General features: G+C 36.1%; 19 protein-coding genes and 1 pseudogene. 10 read left to right on the top strand and 10 right to left on the bottom strand.

Annotation, left to right across the window (positions count from 1 at the left end; genetic code table 11):
* Positions 1-56 precede the first annotated feature (56 nt).
* Both LGQ02_RS11130 and LGQ02_RS11125 read left to right on the top strand, forming a co-directional pair.
* Positions 57-689, top strand: a complete 633-nt coding sequence (locus LGQ02_RS11130; RefSeq protein ID WP_226514450.1) for an SCO family protein — start codon at positions 57-59, stop codon at positions 687-689.
* A gap of 3 nt (positions 690-692) precedes the next feature.
* Positions 693-1,250, top strand: a complete 558-nt coding sequence (locus LGQ02_RS11125; protein ID WP_226514449.1) for a hypothetical protein — start codon at positions 693-695, stop codon at positions 1,248-1,250.
* 57 nt (positions 1,251-1,307) lie between these two features.
* Here LGQ02_RS11125 and LGQ02_RS11120 read toward each other — a convergent pair whose 3' ends face one another.
* Positions 1,308-2,237, bottom strand: coding sequence for an NAD(P)H-dependent flavin oxidoreductase (locus tag LGQ02_RS11120; protein WP_226518294.1), 930 nt, complete (start codon positions 2,235-2,237; stop codon positions 1,308-1,310).
* A gap of 892 nt (positions 2,238-3,129) precedes the next feature.
* Here LGQ02_RS11120 and ectA point away from each other — a divergent pair.
* From ectA to LGQ02_RS11100, 4 genes are all read left to right on the top strand, one after another.
* The gene (ectA, locus tag LGQ02_RS11115; RefSeq protein WP_264183975.1) at positions 3,130-3,561 is read left to right on the top strand and encodes a diaminobutyrate acetyltransferase; all 432 of its coding nucleotides are present in this window, start codon (positions 3,130-3,132) and stop codon (positions 3,559-3,561) included.
* Positions 3,562-3,607: 46 nt separating this feature from the next.
* Complete coding sequence (gene ectB / locus LGQ02_RS11110) at positions 3,608-4,900, top strand: diaminobutyrate--2-oxoglutarate transaminase (protein WP_226514448.1); 1,293 nt, start codon at positions 3,608-3,610, stop codon at positions 4,898-4,900.
* A gap of 30 nt (positions 4,901-4,930) precedes the next feature.
* Complete coding sequence (locus tag LGQ02_RS11105; RefSeq protein WP_226514447.1) at positions 4,931-5,314, top strand: ectoine synthase; 384 nt, start codon at positions 4,931-4,933, stop codon at positions 5,312-5,314.
* 357 nt (positions 5,315-5,671) lie between these two features.
* Positions 5,672-6,178 (top strand): DoxX family membrane protein, encoded by a 507-nt coding sequence (locus tag LGQ02_RS11100; RefSeq protein ID WP_226514446.1) that lies wholly within the window; start codon positions 5,672-5,674, stop codon positions 6,176-6,178.
* A 56-nt stretch (positions 6,179-6,234) separates the two neighbouring features.
* Here the strand turns inward: LGQ02_RS11100 and fdhF are convergent, their stop codons facing one another.
* From fdhF to LGQ02_RS11085, 3 genes and pseudogenes are all read right to left on the bottom strand, one after another.
* Positions 6,235-8,127 carry a formate dehydrogenase subunit alpha gene (fdhF, locus tag LGQ02_RS21505; RefSeq protein WP_404802424.1) on the bottom strand — a complete coding sequence of 631 codons (1,893 nt, stop codon included), beginning with the start codon at positions 8,125-8,127 and terminating at the stop codon, positions 6,235-6,237.
* Positions 8,128-8,181: 54 nt separating this feature from the next.
* Positions 8,182-8,292: pseudogene (locus LGQ02_RS21500) on the bottom strand (hypothetical protein); the annotation flags it as partial.
* A 159-nt stretch (positions 8,293-8,451) separates the two neighbouring features.
* On the bottom strand, positions 8,452-9,318 hold the full coding sequence (locus LGQ02_RS11085) for a dimethylarginine dimethylaminohydrolase family protein (protein ID WP_226514445.1): 867 nt from the start codon (positions 9,316-9,318) through the stop codon (positions 8,452-8,454).
* A 331-nt stretch (positions 9,319-9,649) separates the two neighbouring features.
* On the opposite strand from LGQ02_RS11085, the gene LGQ02_RS21295 reads away from it, so the two are divergent.
* Complete coding sequence (locus LGQ02_RS21295) at positions 9,650-9,778, top strand: hypothetical protein (RefSeq protein ID WP_264183974.1); 129 nt, start codon at positions 9,650-9,652, stop codon at positions 9,776-9,778.
* A 147-nt stretch (positions 9,779-9,925) separates the two neighbouring features.
* Here LGQ02_RS21295 and LGQ02_RS11080 read toward each other — a convergent pair whose 3' ends face one another.
* Positions 9,926-11,095: a TraB/GumN family protein gene (locus tag LGQ02_RS11080; protein WP_226518291.1), complete on the bottom strand. Its 1,170-nt coding sequence runs from the start codon at positions 11,093-11,095 to the stop codon at positions 9,926-9,928.
* A 229-nt stretch (positions 11,096-11,324) separates the two neighbouring features.
* Here LGQ02_RS11080 and LGQ02_RS11075 point away from each other — a divergent pair, with 229 nt between their 5' ends.
* From LGQ02_RS11075 to LGQ02_RS11065, 3 genes are all read left to right on the top strand, one after another.
* Positions 11,325-12,137 carry a CsxC family protein gene (locus LGQ02_RS11075; protein WP_226514444.1) on the top strand — a complete coding sequence of 271 codons (813 nt, stop codon included), beginning with the start codon at positions 11,325-11,327 and terminating at the stop codon, positions 12,135-12,137.
* Positions 12,138-12,275: 138 nt separating this feature from the next.
* Entirely contained in the window at positions 12,276-12,563 is a 288-nt protein-coding gene (locus LGQ02_RS11070; RefSeq protein ID WP_226514443.1) for a hypothetical protein, read from the top strand.
* A gap of 155 nt (positions 12,564-12,718) precedes the next feature.
* The gene (locus LGQ02_RS11065; protein ID WP_226514442.1) at positions 12,719-14,104 is read left to right on the top strand and encodes a class II fumarate hydratase; all 1,386 of its coding nucleotides are present in this window, start codon (positions 12,719-12,721) and stop codon (positions 14,102-14,104) included.
* 176 nt (positions 14,105-14,280) lie between these two features.
* On the opposite strand, the gene LGQ02_RS11060 is transcribed toward LGQ02_RS11065, so the two are convergent.
* The 5 genes from LGQ02_RS11060 to LGQ02_RS11040 form a co-directional block, all read right to left on the bottom strand.
* Positions 14,281-15,018 carry an alpha/beta fold hydrolase gene (locus LGQ02_RS11060; RefSeq protein ID WP_226514441.1) on the bottom strand — a complete coding sequence of 246 codons (738 nt, stop codon included), beginning with the start codon at positions 15,016-15,018 and terminating at the stop codon, positions 14,281-14,283.
* Positions 15,019-15,111: 93 nt separating this feature from the next.
* Positions 15,112-15,453, bottom strand: a complete 342-nt coding sequence (locus LGQ02_RS11055; RefSeq protein WP_226514440.1) for a protein YmzB — start codon at positions 15,451-15,453, stop codon at positions 15,112-15,114.
* 202 nt (positions 15,454-15,655) lie between these two features.
* Positions 15,656-16,783 carry an alanine dehydrogenase gene (gene ald / locus LGQ02_RS11050; protein WP_226518290.1) on the bottom strand — a complete coding sequence of 376 codons (1,128 nt, stop codon included), beginning with the start codon at positions 16,781-16,783 and terminating at the stop codon, positions 15,656-15,658.
* Positions 16,784-16,858: 75 nt separating this feature from the next.
* Positions 16,859-18,214, bottom strand: coding sequence for an aspartate aminotransferase family protein (locus LGQ02_RS11045; protein ID WP_226514439.1), 1,356 nt, complete (start codon positions 18,212-18,214; stop codon positions 16,859-16,861).
* Between the two features lie 20 nt (positions 18,215-18,234).
* Positions 18,235-19,701, bottom strand: coding sequence for a CoA-acylating methylmalonate-semialdehyde dehydrogenase (locus LGQ02_RS11040; protein WP_226514438.1), 1,467 nt, complete (start codon positions 19,699-19,701; stop codon positions 18,235-18,237).
* Between the last annotated feature and the right edge of the window lie 353 nt (positions 19,702-20,054).

Below are 20,054 nucleotides of genomic sequence, written 5' to 3'. Positions count from 1 at the left end.
TATCTCTTTTTTTGAAAAGTACCTTGAAAATAATTCTCAATTAAGGTGTGTTCATTATGACAAATAAACGGTATACAACATTGTCATCAGTTCTCATTCTTTTATTTGGATTGGGTTTGTTCTACTTTGGCACAGATGGGTTTACTGCTTATACAGCAGAAACAGCACGAGTAAACGCATTAATAGATGAACAACCAGCATTCCCTTCTGTTACATTTGAAGACAGTAATGCACAAGAATTTTCGATTTCAGAATTAGATGGGAAAAATGTTTTTATCACTTTCTTTTATACCGCTTGTGATACCGTCTGCCCAATCTTAGAAATGAATATGGGGCAAGTTTACAATTTAATGCCAACTGAATATATCGGCGATGACATCATCTTTTTAAGTATTAGTTTCGATCCTGAACGTGATGATCCTGATACATTAGATATTTATAGGAATAACTTGAGTGCTGACGGTGAAACTTGGCGAATGGCGAGAATTAATGACCAAGAAGAATTAGATGCATTATTAGAAGCATTTGGTGTGATTGTCATACCAGTTAATAGTGGGCATTTTGCACATAATTCTGCGTTTTATTTCGTAAATCGAGAAGGCAATCTGATTGATGTGATGGATTTTACCGAAGTAGATGAAGCAGCAGAGAAAGTGATTAACCATCTTGAAAATGAAAAGGGGGAATAAATAATGAATCAGTTCATGTACGGCTTTTTACTTTTTATCATCATGGCCCTCCCCCCTGTTTCTAATTTATTGGAATCCATCATGATCCTTCATATGCATATGCAGATGCCGTTACTCGTGATTGCTGGAATTTTTATGGCACGATTCTTTCAAGTGAAATTTCCTAACTTCTTTAAAAAATGGAATGAAAATGGGATCCCTGGGATTTTGCTATTTATCATCATTATGTCGTACTGGATGCTTCCACGTGCAATGGATGAAGCACTAACAGTCCAAATGATCCAAGTATTTAAGTTTATTAGTTTACCATTTTTAGCAGGAGTCCCTTTACGAGATAGCTGGCCAAAGTTGAGTTCAGTGTGGAAAAATGGCGTCATTATCTTTTTTACAATCATGTTTTTTGTGATGGGTTGGCTGTATGTTAAATCACCTGATCCATTATGCAACAACTATTTATTAATTGAACAGATCACTCTTGGTTGGGGTTTTATCACAATGGCTATTTGTATGGTTATCTATTTAACGTATATTGCATTTATTAACCCATCTGATTATGAATGAAACTTCAATATTTGAAATTTAACTAAAAACCCGCACTCATTCGAGTACGGGTTTAAATTATGTTAAAACGACCTTTTTATATTCATGCATAACATTATTTACAATTTGCTTAACAGAGAGTATGTTATTGATTTCACTAACTCTTGAACCTGCAAAAACAATCCCATTATCTATGTCCCCATCAACTGTTTTTTCTAAAGAGTCTAGTGTACAAAATTGATAAGAACAGTTTTTTAGGCATGAATCACAGTGATCTATTTTTATTTTCTCATTTTTAATGATTTTATCTGTAAAAGGATTACGTATCGCCCTACCTTGCAAACCGACTGTTGTTTTTATTAGTAAAGTATCTCCTTCTCTACTTTCTATATACTTCTGTTTAAACGCATCAGAAGCATCACACTCGATACTCGCGACAAAGCGCGAACCCATTTGTACACCGGATGCACCTAAATCCTGAGCTTTTCTTATATCCTCACCCGATAAAATGCCACCAGCAGCAATTACAGGGATATTTACGACTTTACAAACTTCTGGCAATATGTCAAATAAAGGTCTGTCCGTCCCTAAATGTCCCCCCGCTTCACAACCTTCGACGACGACAGCCGATGCTCCTAACCTTTCAGAAAGCTTTGCAAGCTTAGCTGAAGATACAATAGAAATGACAGGAACATTATATTTCTTTCCCCACGTATACATATCTCTCGAAATACCAGCGCCAGAAATAATAAAATCTACTTTTTGTTCCATCGCAGCTTTTATTTTTTCAGCGAAATCGTTCATTGCATATAATACGTTAACGCCGATGTATCCTTTTCCCTTCGTTAACTCTCTTGCTTTTTTAATCTCGTTTTTCATTTGATCAATTGAAATACCAGTGCCTGAAATTGTCCCAATCCCTCCAGCATTTGCGACTGCCGAAGCTAAACCACTAAGTGAAACCCTAACACCCATTCCCCCTTGGATGATCGGAACTCTCGGTGTCATATTCGCAATTTGTAATTGTGGAAAATTCAATGATACTCCCCCTCATTTATTTCTCGAAAATTGCTTTCGTATGATGAACTTGCATAACATTATACACCTAACGTATAAAAATAAATGTGATTAGTGTCACATAATTAAGATTTAAATTTAAATTCTAATAAATTCCTTGTATATGAATCAATATCATAACTGAAAATATGGTGCCAAATTCCGAATGATGAGAGTGAACTTCACTACAGACGGACGCTTTCCGTTACTACCACTTCAAAATAAAACGTACATTTAATGATAAATTTATAATATCATTCGTTTCATTGCACAAAAAACGGAATGATGAAATTGATTCATTATAAGATATTCATTTTCAACTTTATATTTATCCAAAATAACCTTCGTCCCCTTACTAATGTGATTTAGTTAGCTTAGTTTAAAACATGATCAAACAAAATAATTTACCCTCTATTAATGAATTTCAATCACTTTTTCTATTTTTTTTTAAAATTTAATAAAAAAGTACTGTTTTCTTGAAAAGTACAGTTTATGCCGTGAGAACAACGTTGATTCACATCGAACAGTGTCGAATATTTTCAATTTGTTCGAATTCGTTTAAATTTCAGAGATATTTAAAAGCTCAACCGTCTCTTCTACTCGCATCTCTATTAAGCGATATATATACGAGTTAATACTACTTAAAGGCGTTTGATAATATATCAGTCTCTTTATATCCTTATAGATGTTCTGCGACAAAACTTTAAAGGAGAGGGTTTTTATTAATAGTGACAAAGCAGTTTCTGACAAATCCGGTAACGTTCAGAACAATGGATCTATTGCAACTTTAGAGAAAAACGACGAAATAGTACTTGAAAAACCTGCTGTAGACGACGGAGCAAAAATGTGGGAGTTAGTTAAAGACTCCACACTTGATTTAAATTCTCCGTATAAATACTTAATGATGTGCGAGTTTTTCTCAGAAACATGTATTGTTGCAAAACATAATGATGAATTGGCAGGATTTATTACTGCATTTATTCCTCCTGAGAGAAAAGATGTTATTTTTGTTTGGCAAGTAGGAGTAGATGCTTCTCAGCGCGGTAAAGGAATTGCATCAAGGATGCTTAATGATCTTTTAAAAAGAGAAGCATGCAACAATGTACGATACGTAGAAGCGACAGTAACCCCATCAAACAAAGCTTCACAATCTTTATTTAAGCGTTTGGCACGTGACCATAACGCAAGTTGTATCGTTACCCCTTGCTTCCCTGCGGATGTATTCCCTGGCAACGAGCATGAAAGTGAACTAACTTATCGAATTGGTCCACTTTAAAAGCCAAAACATTTAACATAAAAAAATCTTTGGAGGTACTATTAACATGACAAATAATAATTTAGATATTTTTAATGAATTAGAATCGAGTGTACGTAGTTATGTAAGAAGTTTCCCTGCGGTTTTTACAAAAGCTAAAGGCAGTAAAATGTGGGATGAAACTGGAAAAGAATATTTAGATTTCTTCTCTGGTGCTGGTGCTTTAAATTATGGTCACAATGATCCAAAAATGAAAGAAAAGCTTGTAGAGTATATTTTAAATGATGGGATTACTCATTCATTAGATAAAGCTACTACAGCAAAACGAGACTTTCTGAAAAAATTTAATGACGTGATTTTAAAGCCAAGAGATATGGATTATAAAGTAATGTTTCCTGGCCCAACTGGTACAAATACAGTTGAAAGCGCATTAAAAATTGCACGTAAAGTGACTGGAAGAACGGAAGTTATTAGTTTTACAAATGGCTTCCACGGTATGACGATTGGTTCCCTATCTGTAACAGGAAATGCGATGAAACGTAAAGGAGCGGGAATTCCGCTTTCAAACGCTGTTACAATGCCTTTTGATCGTTTTAATGAAGATGGTGAAGACTTTGCAAGTCTTGATTACCTTGAGAGCTTTTTAGAAAATAGCGGTAGTGGTGTTGATATCCCGGCTGCAATGATTCTAGAAACAGTTCAAGGTGAAGGTGGTATTAATGCTGCCAGGTTTGAATGGATAAAACGAGTCGATGAAATTTGTAAGAAATGGGATATTAAATTAATCATCGATGATGTTCAAGCAGGTGTTGGACGTACAGGTACATTCTTCTCATTTGAACCTGCCGGCATTAAGCCAGATATTATTTGTCTATCAAAATCTATTGGTGGATTTGGTTCACCATTAGCATTAACTTTAATTGATCCTGAAATGGATATTTGGAGTCCAGGTGAACATAACGGTACGTTTAGAGGAAACAATCATGCATTTATTACAGCAACAGAGTCCCTATCATATTGGGAAGATGATTCTTTTGAAGAAAGCATTCAACAGAAATCGAAGAAAATTTCCGATTTCTTAGAAGAGTTAGTCAATAAATACCCAGAAATGAAAGGTCATGTACGTGGCCGTGGTTTCATGGTAGGGATTGGTTCTGCAGTAGATGGATTATCATCAAAAGTTGCTGAAGAAGCATTTAATAGAGGGTTAATCATGGAGACTTCAGGAAGTAATGACGAAGTATTTAAACTGTTCCCTGCTTTAAATATTAAAGAAACAGAGCTTGAAAAAGGCTTAGATATTATTGAAGATAGCGTAAAAGCAGTATTAGCAGCAGAAAAAGAACTCGTAACAAACTAATAGTCTAAAACAATTTAGGAGGAAAACAACATGAAAGTAGTTAAACTAGAAGATGTCATTAATACAGACCAAGAAGTAAAAGGTGAAAACTGGACCAGCCGACGCTTAATTTTAAAAGATGTTGGAATGGGGTATTCTGTACATGATACCGTTATTAAAGCAGGAACAGAAACACATATTTGGTATCAAAACCATTTAGAAGCTGTTTATTGTATCGAAGGTAAAGGTGAAGTTGTTACACTTAAAGATGAAAAAGTTCATCCTATTGAAGCGAACACACTTTATGCCTTAGATGAGCACGATGAGCACCTGCTACGTGCTGAGACTGATATGCGTATGGTATGTGTATTCAACCCACCAATTACAGGACGTGAAACACACGATGAAAATGGTGTGTATCCGTTAGTAGATTAATATAATGAATATATATAAGGAAGAGGCTATGACGTCTCTTCCTTTTTTGTGATCTTACTCATACCATAAGTGTCTCTGATAGCGAAGTCACAAAATCAACAAATAGACTTTTACAATGCCTTTTAAAAAACATACTTCCTTACCTTCTATTATAGAAATGAGACTTAAAAAAACAAAGATGTGGATATATTCACAATTTTTTCACGAGATTGCAACGCTTTGTTCACAGCTTCACTGATGCCAAAACTTGTTTTCTTTATATACTATTAGTGAAGATCATACATTTTACTCACCACCAAGCTCCAAACCTCTAACACTCTGTACGATCTTCTAATAATATTAAAGGAGGCAAATATAATGTTTTTGGACTTCTTACGAAATAATACGATTGCCGCAGGGATTTTGACGATTTTACGCATCTATTTAGGTTGGAACTGGATGACAGCAGGTTGGGGAAAATTGACTGGTGATGGTGGGTTTAGTGCTCAAGGGTTTTTAACAGGTGCAGTGAATAACGAAGCGGTCATGGAAAATTATCCGACATATCATGCATTCATTGATAATATCGTTCTGCCTAATGTTGATTTATTTAGTTTCATGGTTTCCTGGGGACAATTCCTCGTTGGTCTAGGGCTATTATTGGGTGTCCTTACAACAGCAGCTGCCTTTTTCGGTATGACGATGAACTTCGCATTCATGTTTGCAGGGACTGTTTCATCAAACCCTTGGATGGTTCTATTAACATTCTTTGTGGTAGTAGCAGGATATAATGCTGGTAAGTTTGGTGGAGACCGTTGGGTGATTCCATACCTTCGTGAAACCCTCTTTAAAAAGATATTTAAAAAGCAAAAAAATACTGCTTAATTTAGTAAAAACCAAAGGGAGCAACTTTACATCGTTGCCCCCTTTTTTGGTTTCAATTAGACTGTTATTTTCACTGCACATGCTTTAAATTCAGCTGTTCCAGAGATCGGATCGAATTCATTTATTGTTAAGACATTTGTCGGTACTTCACTCCAATGGAAGCTCATAAAGACGAGTCCTGGTACAACTTGGTCTGTAACCTTAGCCTTAACTTTTACTTTCCCTCTTCGCGAACTTACTTCAACGAATTGGCCATTTTCAACTCCTAATGAATGAGCATCCTCTGGGTGAATATCTACTGTTTCTTCTGTTTGTTTTAACTTCACACCATCAGCATAATATTTTGTTTGGCTGTGAGTATTATAAACTTCATACCGCCTGCCTGTCGTTAACGTAAAAGGATACTCTTCGTCTGGCATCTCGATTGGTGAGGTGTAGTCAACTGGTAAAAATCGAGATTTATCGTCTTCTTCAATCATATTGTTATGAAATCTTTCATGAAGAACAAAAGTTCCAGGGTGTTCGATGTTTGGACAAGGGTAATGAAGCCCTCCGTGATCATCTAACCTTACATAAGACATTCCACCATACATCTCATGGGCAAGCTCTCTTACTTCATTCCAAATCGCTTCACTGTTGTCATATTGCATTGTAACCCCTAGTTTCTCCGATAATTCACATAATATCTCCCAGTCTTCCTTTACGTTCGGATGAGCATCAATCGCTTTTCTCACTCTTTGTACGCGGCGATCTGTGTTCGTATACGTCCCTTCAACTTCCCCCCAAGACTTTGCAGGAAGAACGACATCAGCAAGTTCCGCTGTCTCTGTTAAGAAGAGATCTTGAACAACTAATAGATCGAGTTTTTCAAGCAATTTTTTCGTATGGTTCATATGCACATCAGCCATTAATGGGTTTTCACCAATGACATACATTGCTTTTACTTCATCTTTTTCGATACGCTCAAATGTTCGTGTTTGTGTATCACCGACAGTTGGGTTAATCGGCGTATTCCATGCACCTTCGAATCGACTTCGATAATTAGCATTTTGAAGCATTTGTGCTCCAGGTAACTGATTCGGTAAACATCCCATGTCCCCTGCCCCTTGGACATTGTTCTGCCCTCTTAGCGGCATGATACCGGTTCCATTTTTTCCGATTTGTCCAGTCATTAGAGCAAGGTTTGCAATATCGAATACATTGTTTACACCAAAATGGTGTTCAGTTATCCCTAATGTATAAGCAATCATACTATTTGTATCTTTTGCATACTCTCTCGCTGTTTCGATAATGTCACTCTCGTTTAAACCTGTAATTGTTGCAGCGTATTGAGGAGTGTATTTTTCTACTTTTTTAGCTAAATCTTCAAAGTTCCCTGACACACTTTCAATAAACTTCTCATCATAAAGTTTTTCTTTAATAATGACATGAATCATTCCATTCATTAAAGCAATGTCTGATCCAACTTTTAACTGTAAATGACGATGAGAAAATTTAACCATATCAGTTTTTCTCGGATCGATGACGATTAATTTCAAACCATTCTTTACAGCCTTTTTAATTCGGTTCGCAATGATTGGATGAGCATCAGATGTATTAGAACCCATTAAGAGAAGTACGTTTGCTTGGTCAATATCTTCAATCGTATTCGTTGGGAAACCGCTTCCAAGAACAGTCGCCAGACCGGCGACACTCGCTGCGTGTCAAGTGCGGTTACACCCATCAATATTGTTATTGCCGATAACGGCTCTCATAAACTTTTGTGTAACATAATTTGATTCGTTTGTTGTTCTTGCACAAGCAAACATCGAGATGGCTTCAGGCCCAAATTCACCTTTTATAGCTTGAAGTTTCGTTGCTATAAATTGTAATGCTTCATTCCATGTTGTCTCAACTAGTTTACCTGCTTTCCGAATAAGTGGTGCTGTAATACGTTCAGGTGCGTGCACATATTTATATGCAAAAGCTCCTTTAATACATGTTTGGCCATTGTTGACGGTAGAGCTTTTATCCCCTCTTACTTTAACGATTTCATTATCTTTCACGTCAACAACTAAACCACAACCAGTTCCACAATAACCACAGACTGTGCGTACTTGTGTTACTTCAGTCATATTTCCCCCTCCAATATTTATAAAATAACTCCCCCCTTTATTTTATCAAAGATCAAGATTCATGATTGTCAATTTTGTGAATGATTTTAGAACTTATAATTATCAAATATTAAAAAAGCTACATCGTATTGAGATGTAGCCGTTTGTACATATGAATGTTTATCCAATAGACTGTTCGCGTAATATTGGCAGAGTACAGCAACGGAATGAGCCACCTGATTTAATAATTTCAGTAATGTCAACTTCAATCACTTCAAACCCTCGTTCCCGTAATTGTTGATTGACGTCTTTATTTACTGGAAGGCTAAGGATTTTGTTATTTCCTATTCCTAACACATTTGTACCAAGTGTGAATTGTTCTTCTTTGGATACCTCGATAAGCTCATACTTAGACGAAAATAATTCAATATCTTTTTGTGTTAATGCTTCAGGATAGATGAGTGCCAATTTTGGTGAAACAACATTAAATACACAATCTAAATGTAAGTAACGTTCTTTAAAAGGAATTGGGATGACGTCGAATTTACTTAACAATGATTGTAAGTGTTCGACAGCCTGTTGATTCGTACGGTTACTTAATCCTACGTAGATCGTGTCTCGATCTATAATAACGTCTCCGCCTTCAACTTCATCACCAATTAAATTATAATAAGAAATTTCCTCATCTTCTAACCATTGTTTTAGAACATCTTCTTCCCCTTTTCGTACCTCACTCATCATCTCTGCAACAAATATGGTTTGTCCGAGAGTGAATCCAATATCACGTGTGAAAACTTGCTCAGGATATTTCTTATGATATGGAAGTAATATGACTTCTACGTCGTGATTACGTAAAGTTTTCACTAATTCATTATGCTGTTCAACAGCTCGTTCTATATGAATGCCTTCATCTTTAAAATGTTCTTGCGTTTCATTAATCACTTCACGCATTGTCATATATTGAGGTTGGCATAATATAACTCTTTTAAGTAAATCAAATTCACTGTAGCAAAATGTTTGCTTTGTTTGTTGAGGATTGGTTGTCATTTTGGTCCTCCTATTACGTGTACAATTTATGAACGACAATTTCTTAAATGAATGCCCATCGTTTAACTTTTTGATTACCTAATGCAGTTCATTAGAAATTGGCGGGTAAACCTAAACAAAACAATTACAGACTTTATACTTTTTTAATTTATACTAACACGGCTCAATTATGTATTTTTAGACGAAGTGAAAAAAATATCGTAATTAATCGAACAAGTAATTGATTTTTTCATGCTTTTTCTTTGTACAATGTTTTTCACATAAACTCTACAGGAAACGTTAAAAATAAGGTTGTAATGTTACATTACCATTTAAGGAGTGGCTTAAACATATGAGTAAACGTTCAAAATCGAAGCGTAATCCTATCAGGTCAAAAGATGCTGTACAGCCTAGTAACGGAAAAGAAAGAACGACGATCTCAAAAGTAAACAGGGAATTAGAAGATAGAAAAGAGCATTAAAACTTGGGGTTTTTAAAGAAGTAAACAAATATAGCACAATTGAGAGCAATTCATGTAACACAAAAAGGCCACGGGTATCCTCCGTGGCTTTTTTTACCATCATTTTTAAGTAAGATTATACTTTACGTTACAAACATAAACATTGCATTAAGAGAAGTTTTGTATAAACAAACGAACAACGTCTGACCCACCAATAATTGTGCCGAGAGTACTTCCGATGTTTGCCAATACGACGACAAGTAAGATACGAGTGACTTTATTCCTCCAAAAACCTTTAACCGTTGTTACATCGTCTCCTAAGTTTTCGAAGTCATTAACATTTGGACGTTTGATCACAGCTTGAACAATTCCTGCAAACCAACCTGCTGCCATTAATGGATTTAAAGAGCTTAATGGTGCAGCTATAAACGTTGTTATAACAGTTAATGGATGACCTAGTGCAACTGCTGCCCCAATAGCTGCTAAAGATCCATTCCAGAGTATCCAACTTGTCGTTTGCTGAAGTCCTAAAGTTGGATTTGCATAAAAGGTGTAAGCGATCATACTTAATATGATTAAAGGAATCATCCATGCAATGACCTTTGGTGCTTTTGATTTTGGCGGGGTCTTTTTTAATGCATTTAAATCATGATCTCGGTGGATTTCTTCTTTTACACCAGGAACGTGAGCAGCACCTAATACCGCAACAACTTTATTACCTGGTGCTTCTTTAATTTTTTGTGATAAATATTGGTCCCGCTCATCGATTAATGGTTTCTTCAATTTCGGAAAGGCTTGAGTAAATTCCTTCAACATCGTATCAAGAGCATCTTGTGATTTCATTTTCTCTAAATCTTCTTCAGAGATATTATCATTGCTAAAAATCCCGTACATCATTTCCATTAGTAACTTAGCTTTACCGCGTAATCCAATTCCGTTCCAAATGCGAGAAAAAGTGATCTGGATATTCCGATCTGCTAATATAAGCGTCGCCCCGGTTTCATCTGCTGATTCAATCCCTTGGATCATTTCCTGCCCCGGTTTAATGCCAAATTTCTTGGCCAAACGCTTTTGGAATGAAGAGATAACGAGATTCATTAAAAGAAACGTTGCTTTTTTTTCTTTTATGACTTTAAAGATATCCATTTTCGCCCATTGGTCTTCATCAACGATTGTTTTGTACCTTTGTTCATCCAATTCAACACAAACGGAATCAGGCATTTCTGTTTCAATTACTTCTTTAACTTGTTCCGCGCTCCTTTTCGAAACATGAGCTGTACCGATCAAGATTAATTCTTTGTCGTCTATGTAAATTCTCGTAATATTTTCTTCCAATATAAACTACCATCCTTTTAAAGGTTTCTGTAATTTTCACTCTATCAATAAGTACATAAACGATTATACATAAAATCTTGAGAAAAGACCAAGCAAATATATAGATCTTCCTTTTAAAAATGTCCTCCCTCCAAGAATACCTTATTAAAACTCATCACTTATCTTCATATGTTTGTCCACTCGTCTTACAACTTACAACATATATTGTTTAGTAAAAGATAAGGAGGTGAAAATGTTGACAAAGAAAAAGTACTATCACAAAAGCAAGTCAGAAAAACCGTCTTCCCCATACTTTAATTACAAGCCACTGAAAGATAAAAATACAGTGGCTCCTAAAGCAAAAAGCAAACCAAAAAAACCAGATGTTTCTGTTGGCCAAAAAACGGTGAAAGTCCCAGTTGTATTAGCTGAAGAAGTCGTTCAAATTGATTTAAACCCAACAATTAAGTTTCCAGAGCCAGTTTTAGAAATAAAAGATATTAAAAAGAACTTAAAGATAACGCAATGTCGTCTGTTATTACCAACGAATAAGTTGTTTGTTAGTGGGTTTGTACGCAAAAATATTCAATATGCTACGCCAAAGTATGGAACGAAAGACTCTGTAATCTCTAATATTCGTTCTTTAACAATTGATGTACCATTTAAAACAGTAACTGAAGTTGAATATATTAACAAACCTAATTTCTCTATCGCACCACAATCTGAGGAATTTACTTTCTATACAGAGTCTCCATTACCAGATGGTTATTCTTCTAAAGAAAAACTACTCTCAGCAGACCTTTCACAGTTTGATCAAATTAGTGGAGAAGAATTTAATGAACTACCGTACTGTGAGATCCTCTCAAGCCACTTTATTGAATATGACGAAGCACTCGACCGAAACATGGGAGAAGTATTTAATAAACATGATAAACGTCTACCTGCACCGTTTGAAGAAGGAACGTTTACTTCAGTTGAAGAAAAAATGGTTGTTGAAGTGAAACTAAAAGTATTACAAAACCAGCAAGTAAACGTCGATTCAAAACACCACGATAAATATTATTAAACCATTCCGCCCCCTTTTTTAGGGGGCTTTTATATAATTTTAGGGATTCTACTAGATTAAAAATTCCATAGATGTCTAGATCAAAAAAGTACTAAATAGACATATAGATATACAGAGATCACAAAAGGAGGATCGTAAATGACATTTGTACTTTCAGGATTTATGCTCTATACATTTTGGGTAGTAATGGCCTTGATTGCGATTGACTATTTAGCAGGCATTTATAGAGCGTTAAGAAGAAATAACTTTTCTTTATCAAACTTAGCAGACATCTTAACAAGTGTCTTATATCATGTCTTTCCATTATTAATTTTAGCTAGTTTAGTATCCATTGACCCAACAGGATTGGTTGTTTTAATTGTTTATTATTTAGCGGCAATTGGTGTTATCTTTAAATATTTAATAGAAATTCAAAAGAAATTATAAGTTCCTAACCTTTCAGGTAAGTACCTTGCTCATTTATACCCATGAGAAGGTACTTTTTTTTACTCTCCGTTTATCACTATAATTGGGAATTACTGTTTAATACTGAGGTCAATGGAGACAATAACGAACAAATAACTTTATTGAGGGAGGAAAAAATGAAGCCTACTGATCAATATCGTACGGAAAAAGATACATTGGGTGAAATAATGGTCCCAAAAGAAGCTTATTATGGGTCGCAAACTCAGCGGGCTTTAGACAATTTTCAAATTAGCAAAAAAACATTCCCTAGATGCTTTATTAAAGCGCAAGGTACGATAAAAGCTGCTGCAGCTAGGACTAATATGAATTTAGGAAAGCTCCCACATGATATTGGTAAAGCAATTGTCGAAGCATCGGAAGAAGTAATTCAAGGCAAATGGGATCATCAATTTGTTATCGATGTTTATCAAGCTGGTGCTGGTACATCGCAAAACATGAATGCAAATGAGGTTATTGCAAATCGTGCAACTGAACTAATCAAGAAAACATCCAAGCAATTTCGAGTCCACCCGCATGATCATGTAAATATGTCACAATCAACAAATGACACCTTCCCATCAGCACTAAATATTGCTGCTGTAGAGGAAATGACTAAGAGGCTTCTACCGAGCATATTACAATTACACCAAACCCTTGAAAAGAAAGCAAATGAACTTATGCCTATACGAAAGTCCGGTAGAACACATTTACATGATGCAGTTCCAATGAGACTAGGTCAAGAGTTTCTAGGGTATGCCGGTACGATAAAAATGTTATATTCTCAAATTGAAGCAACGCTGACCCCACTATACGAGATTGGATTAGGTGGTAATGCAATTGGAACCGTAATCAACACACATCCAGAATACCCAAAAAAGGTAATCGAAGAAGTTTCTAAGCGCACGAAACTTCCATTCTGTCAACCAGAGAACTTATTCAGTTTTATGCAAAACCGTAACGCACCCATACATACAATGATGGCACTTAAAGAATTAGCATTTCATTTAATTAAAATCACGAGTGATCTTCGTTTACTGAGCTCAGGACCTAGAACTGGATTAGCCGAAATAACCTTACCTCCTGTTCAGCCTGGTTCAACGATTATGCCTGGAAAAGTAAATCCTGCTATTCTTGAAATGGTCCATATGGTTTGCTGTTCAGTGATTGGATATGAAAGTGCCATCGCAACAGCTGCCATGGCTGGTCAGTTAGAAATTAATGTGATGATGCCTATTATCGCTTATTCATTACTTGAAGCAATTGAGATTTTATCAAATGCAATACCCACCCTTGTTACAAAGTGTATAAATGGTATAGAAGCAAATGAACAAATATGTAATAATTTTATGAATGCTTCTCTTTCATTAGTTACTGGACTCAGTCCTCAATTGGGGTATGATTTAGCAGCTCAAATAGGTATGCAGGCAGATGAGCAAAATAAAACGATTAAAAAGGTGCTTCAAGAATTAGGTCTTCTAACTGATGAAACCAAACGTGCAATTGACCCTAATAACTTTTCGTAGAAATAGTCAGAGGCCAATATCTTTTACTGAAAAATTAACTTTATATAAAACTGTCATAAGTAGCTTTTTTACATTACATCTACTTATGACAGTCGATATTGGACGACGTATTATGCCGTTTCCCACAGGACGTGGGTTATTTTGAGTTGTAATTTGGCGCCTTGCGCTTTTGGTAATTAATACGTTTTTCCTAGCCACATCTGCAGTTTCTCCAAAAATTGTACTGGATCATCGAGCAATCCCATATGTGACGTTTCTGTTGTATATTTAATGACTTGAGGTGAAGAAGTATGAAACGGTTTTTCTAATAAATCTTTCGTGCCTTCTATAAATAAAAGCGGGATCGTTGCTTTGTTAATCATAGTAACTTGGTCGGGCCGTCCCTTCATCGCATAAGTTGCTGCAATTGCACCTTCTATCGTCGTTTGTTTAGCATGATTATAAGCTTCAACGATATCTTGCTCATTTCCGTTAAAAGCAAAATAAGCTGGAATTCGTTGTTTAATAAATGCTTCTAACCCTTCCGTTTTTATTGTTTCTACATGTTGATTTCGTTGCTCTTTTTCTTTTGTGCTATCAGCTGTAGGAGAAGAATAAACAAAGGCAGCTCTTTTAACATATTGAGGATACTTCTCAACAGCTGCCATCGTAATGTACCCTCCCATTGAGTGACCAATCCAAGTAGCATCATTTATATTTAAATAAGCCAACACTTGAATAACCTTTTCAGTATAGTCATACATCGTCTTTTCACCTTCATATGGTGATTGCCCATGACCTGGAAGATCTAGTAAGATACAATCGTATTTATTTAATAAGTTAGGTAAAATTTTATCAAATACTCGGTTTGTACTTAAAAATCCATGAATGAAAACGATCGTAGCACCATTACCTTTACGATAGTAATGTAACAAATATTTTCCTCCTCCTGATTTGTCTTTTATGATATAAAACGACCCCCGCACATACTAAAAATACGAGGGCCTAGATACGAATGCGTTTATCATTTAATTATTGAGTGTAATTGTATATGTAGCTTTTTCTGTGTTGATTGTAAGACCACCTGGATTTTCAGAAATTGTTATACTGTCATCTAAAGGTATTTCAAATACATTTTGAGGTAATTCTACTTCACCTTGATCACTATTGACGTCACCAATCCCTTGTAAAATCAACTCTTGATTTGATAAGTATCCATCTGCATCTGGACGGTTCAGTGAACGAACAGTAAGGTCTTGTAATTGCAAGTGGATATGGTCCTCATCTATACTCTCTTGTTTTCCTGTCCCTTTTTCTTGTTTATTTATAAGTAATGTTTCGTTCCTATGTTGTTCAAACCATTGTGTCAAATCATCAATCGATTGAATGGTACTCTACCTCCTTTTAAACTTTTACTCGTTTATACTATTTCCAGAATGGGATGATTCATTCAATATTTTGTTACGGACTTGGTAAGATATCATTGAATACATAAACATGGTTTATTATAAAAAAGCAACGATCTCAACAGAATAAATCTAATGAGAAAGTTGCTTCATTCTAATTAATCGTTTATACAGTTTGTGAATGCAGAACAGTACTTGCATCACGATAAGGTAGGTTATGTGCCGTAGCTACCCCATAATGAGTAATTTCACCACCAAAGACGTTTAACCCTTTTAATAAGGCTTGATTATCTGTACAGGCTTTCTTATAACCGTTATTTGCAATTTGAATGGCATATGGAACCGTTACATTCGTTAATGCAATTGTAGATGTACGTGGAACGGCACCTGGCATGTTTCCGACTGCATAATGGACAACCCCATGCTTTTTATACGTAGGATCTTGGTGTGTTGTGACATGATCGATCGTTTCAAATATACCACCTTGGTCAATTGCAACATCAACGATGACAGAGCCTTCTTCCATCCTTTTAACCGTTTCTTCATGAACTAATTTTGGTGCTTTTGCACCTGGAATTAGTACTGCTCCAATCACAAGATCTGATTCTTCACATGCCTGACTCACTGTATAAGGGTTGGACATTAACGTTTGTATTGATGTTCCAAAAATATCATCTAATTCTCTTAATCTTCTCGCATTGACATCAATGATTTGAACATCTGCACCTAACCCCATTGCGATCTTGGCAGCATTCGTTCCTACGATACCGCCGCCAATGACTGTAACTTTCCCTCTTTTTACACCTGGGACGCCACCTAATAAAACACCTTTTCCGCCTTTTGTTTTTTCTAACTGTTGAGCACCGACTTGAGTAGCTATTCTACCAGCAACTTCACTCATAGGAGTTAATAAAGGTAATGAGCCATCTTCTAATTGAACCGTTTCATAAGAGATAGCGATAACATTTTCGTTTATTAATGCTTTCGTAAGTTCAGCTTCTGCAGCAAGATGTAAATAAGTGAATAAAATTAATCCATTATAAAAGTATTGAAACTCTTCAGGCTGAGGTTCCTTTACTTTCATGACCATATCAGATGACCAAGCGTCAGCAGCCGAATGAACAATAATAGCACCTACATTTTTATACTGTTCATCTGTAAAACCAGAGTCAACTCCAGCATTTGTTTCTACAACAACTTGATGCCCTTCATTGATCAAGTTCATCGCTCCTGCCGGAGTTAAAGCAACTCGACTCTCACTATTTTTAATTTCCTTTGGCACACCAATTCTCATCATTATACCCCTTCCTTTAAAAAAGGACTGTCTATAAGTGTTAGCACACCACAATTCAGACAGTCCTTAGCTCAATTATTTAATTTCGTTTAATGCATTTGTTAACGTTTTAATAATAAAGGTTAAATCTTCTTCTTCTATATTTAATGGTGGAGCTAATGTTAAAACATTTGTAAACCCTGCAACTGTTGCTCCATTCTTACCAATAATTAACCCTTTTTTCTTACAAGCTGCTATTACTTTATTTACTTCACTTTCGTTGATTGGTTCTTTCGACTTTTTATCGGCAACCAATTCAATTCCAACTAATAGGCCTTTTCCTCGTACGTCACCTACGTATGGATGATCTGAAAGGGTAGCGCTTAGTTCATTTTTAACTTGCTCACCTAAAGTTCTCGAACGATCATACAAGTCTTCTTCTTCCATAATCTCCAAGTTCTTTAATGCGAGGCTACATGCAGCGGGGTTTCCTCCAAATGTGTTTATATGGCGTAAATAGTCATATTCTTCAGTGCCTTTAAAAGCTTCATAAACTTCTCGTCTTACTGCTGTTGCTGACAGTGGCAAATATGCACTTGTAATCCCTTTAGCCATCGTAATAATATCAGGTTTTACATCGTAATTCATAAACCCAAATGGTTTACCAGTTCGCCCAAAACCACAAATAACTTCATCGACAATTAAAAGTGCCCCATGTTTTTCACAAACTTTTTTCGCTTCTTTCATATAATTTTCAGGTGGCATCAATACGCCTCCACCCGTAATGATTGGCTCCATAATGAGTCCAGCAATAGTTTCACTTAATTCCCAAGTCATAACACGATCAACATCTTTAACGGATTCTAAATCTTCACCTTTTGTATCTACTTTGTCATTTGAACGATACAAATCAGGTGGTGCTACATGAATAAATCCAGGGGCTAATGGTTCATATTTATATTTTCGTTGTGCTTGCCCTGTTGCAGCTAGTGAACCCATTGAATTCCCATGATAGGCACGGTACCTAGAAATAAATTTATAACGGTTATGATCACCCTTTTGCTGGTGATATTGTCTTGCTATTTTGAAAGCGGTCTCATTTGCTTCCGAACCACTGTTAGAAAAGAAGATAACATACTCATCACCTAACATTTCATTCAGTTTTTCGCCGAGTTTTATCGCAGGTAAATGACTTTGAGTTAAAGGGAAATATGCTAAATCTTTTAATTGTTCATATGCTGCTTCAGCCAATTCAGTACGGCCATAGCCAACATTGACACACCATAAACCAGACATTGCATCCAAATATTTTTCACCATTAATATCTGTAACCCATGAACCTTTCGCCTCTTTTACAACCATTGTTGCTTCTGGGTTATAAGGTTTCATGTTATGCCAGATATATTTTTCATCCATATTTTTAGGCGAATCTTTAGGTGTGGTTCTATTCATTTAATCCCCTCCCTTACCATTTAAAAATCAAAACGTGACGTGATCATCTTCTTTTTCGTAAAGAAATTGACACCATCTTTACCGTTAACATGTAGGTCCCCATAGAAAGAATCTTTCCAACCTGAAAATGGGAAGAATGCCATCGTAGCTGGTACCCCGACATTAATTCCTAACATTCCTGCATCTGCTTCCTCTCTAAATTTACGTACTGCACCAGCATCTTTTGTGTAAATCGTTGCACCGTTACCAAACCGAGATTTACGTATATACTCTAGCCCCTCATCTAAATCTTTTGCACGAAGTAAACTTAGTACTGGTGCAAAAATTTCATCTTTAGCAATTGTCATATCAGGAGTTACGTTATCAAAAATGGTTGGACCTAGGAAGTTTCCTTCAGTCAAGTCTTCCATTTCTTTTCTACCATCGCGTAGTAGTGTAGCTCCTTCTTCAACACCTTTTTTAATGTAATCTAACGTTTTTTCACGATGAGATTTTCGAATGACCGGCGTTAATAAAACTTCATCATCAAGCCCATTACCAATCGTTAATTCATCTGCTTTTTCTTTAAGTGCTTTAATAAATTTCTCTCCATCACCAATGACTACAACTGCACTACACGCCATACAACGTTGACCGGCACTTCCATAAGTTGAACTAATGATATGCTGAACAGCTTTTTCCATATCACCATCAGGCATAACAACATGGTGATTTTTAGCACCAGCAAGTGCTTGCACTCGTTTTCCTTGTGCAGCAGCTCGTTCATACACGTATTTTGCAACGGGTTGTGAACCAACAAAAGAAATTGCTTTCACATCTTCATGATCTAATAATCCGTTTACAACATCATGTGCACCATGAACGATATTAAGAATACCTTGTGGTGCTCCAGCTTCAGTAAATAGTTCTACAAGCCTATTAGCGAGTAGTGGTGTTCTCTCTGACGGCTTTAAGACGAATGTATTTCCACAAGCAATCGCAAGCGGGAACATCCATAGTGGAACCATCATTGGAAAGTTAAACGGTGTAATCCCACCAACAACCCCTAATGGATAGCGGAACATTTCAGAGTCAATACCTTCAGCTATACCTGATAATGATTCTCCCATCATTAATGTTGGCGCTCCTGCAGCAAACTCAACGCATTCAATACCTCGTTGTACTTCACCATAAGCTTCTTTATATGCTTTACCGTTTTCTTGAACAATTAACTTAGCTAATTCTTCATGGTTTTCTGTTAATAAATAGTGATATTTATATAAAATTCTCGCTCGCTTCGGCACCGGAACGTTTTTCCACTTTGAAAAAGCCTTATCTGCAGCTTTTACAGCTTGATCGACATCTTCTTTCGATGAAATGGGTACTTGTGCTAAAATTTCTCCAGTTGCAGGATTCGGTACTTCAAACGATTCTTTCGTATTCGCTTCTATCCATTTACCGTTGATATAGTTCTTTAACAAATTAGTTTGACTTTTTGTAATTGCCATTGTAAACCTCCTGATTTTTGAATTTTCATAATTTTTATGATGTTACTATTAGTATGTATGATTTATGATCCCTTTTCATTAGACATAATGTAAAACACCGACAACCATCTGTTCCACATTTTGATTAAAACACTTACACTATTGGTGATGTAATATTTTTTACTAGGCTCTTTTCGCATCCGTGAACTTCACTTCAGACGGACGCTTTCCCGAGGGCTTGTCTTCAGCTAACTTAGGCTCGACAACTCTTCGCCTAAGTGGATCTTCAGACTGCGCTGACCCTCCGGGAGTCGCCGTCTTTAGTTACGTTCACTTCTAAACAAAACTTGGCTTTTCGGCAAGTCTTAATGGCG

This window comes from Bacillus shivajii (assembly GCF_020519665.1).
In the GTDB taxonomy this organism is placed as follows: domain Bacteria; phylum Bacillota; class Bacilli; order Bacillales; family Salisediminibacteriaceae; genus Bacillus_CA; species Bacillus_CA shivajii.
Note: the sequence above shows the minus strand (reverse complement) of the source record. Positions and strands in the feature narration are given on the sequence as shown.

What these genes read in the sequence shown, in the direction of transcription:
- LGQ02_RS11125 (WP_226514449.1), top strand. Translation starts at nt 693, where the DNA reads ATGAATCAGTTCATGTACGGCTTTTTACTTTTTATCATCATGGCCCTC.
- LGQ02_RS11070 (WP_226514443.1), top strand. Translation starts at nt 12,276, where the DNA reads ATGACATTTGTACTTTCAGGATTTATGCTCTATACATTTTGGGTAGTA.
- LGQ02_RS11130 (WP_226514450.1), top strand. Translation starts at nt 57, where the DNA reads ATGACAAATAAACGGTATACAACATTGTCATCAGTTCTCATTCTTTTA.
- LGQ02_RS11075 (WP_226514444.1), top strand. Translation starts at nt 11,325, where the DNA reads ATGTTGACAAAGAAAAAGTACTATCACAAAAGCAAGTCAGAAAAACCG.
- LGQ02_RS11085 (WP_226514445.1), bottom strand. Translation starts at nt 9,318, where the DNA reads ATGACAACCAATCCTCAACAAACAAAGCAAACATTTTGCTACAGTGAA.
- ald (WP_226518290.1), bottom strand. Translation starts at nt 16,783, where the DNA reads ATGAGAATTGGTGTGCCAAAGGAAATTAAAAATAGTGAGAGTCGAGTT.
- LGQ02_RS21295 (WP_264183974.1), top strand. Translation starts at nt 9,650, where the DNA reads ATGAGTAAACGTTCAAAATCGAAGCGTAATCCTATCAGGTCAAAAGAT.
- LGQ02_RS11065 (WP_226514442.1), top strand. Translation starts at nt 12,719, where the DNA reads ATGAAGCCTACTGATCAATATCGTACGGAAAAAGATACATTGGGTGAA.
- LGQ02_RS11120 (WP_226518294.1), bottom strand. Translation starts at nt 2,237, where the DNA reads ATGACACCGAGAGTTCCGATCATCCAAGGGGGAATGGGTGTTAGGGTT.
- LGQ02_RS11040 (WP_226514438.1), bottom strand. Translation starts at nt 19,701, where the DNA reads ATGGCAATTACAAAAAGTCAAACTAATTTGTTAAAGAACTATATCAAC.
- LGQ02_RS11100 (WP_226514446.1), top strand. Translation starts at nt 5,672, where the DNA reads ATGTTTTTGGACTTCTTACGAAATAATACGATTGCCGCAGGGATTTTG.
- ectB (WP_226514448.1), top strand. Translation starts at nt 3,608, where the DNA reads ATGACAAATAATAATTTAGATATTTTTAATGAATTAGAATCGAGTGTA.
- ectA (WP_264183975.1), top strand. Translation starts at nt 3,130, where the DNA reads ATGTGGGAGTTAGTTAAAGACTCCACACTTGATTTAAATTCTCCGTAT.
- LGQ02_RS11045 (WP_226514439.1), bottom strand. Translation starts at nt 18,214, where the DNA reads ATGAATAGAACCACACCTAAAGATTCGCCTAAAAATATGGATGAAAAA.
- LGQ02_RS11105 (WP_226514447.1), top strand. Translation starts at nt 4,931, where the DNA reads ATGAAAGTAGTTAAACTAGAAGATGTCATTAATACAGACCAAGAAGTA.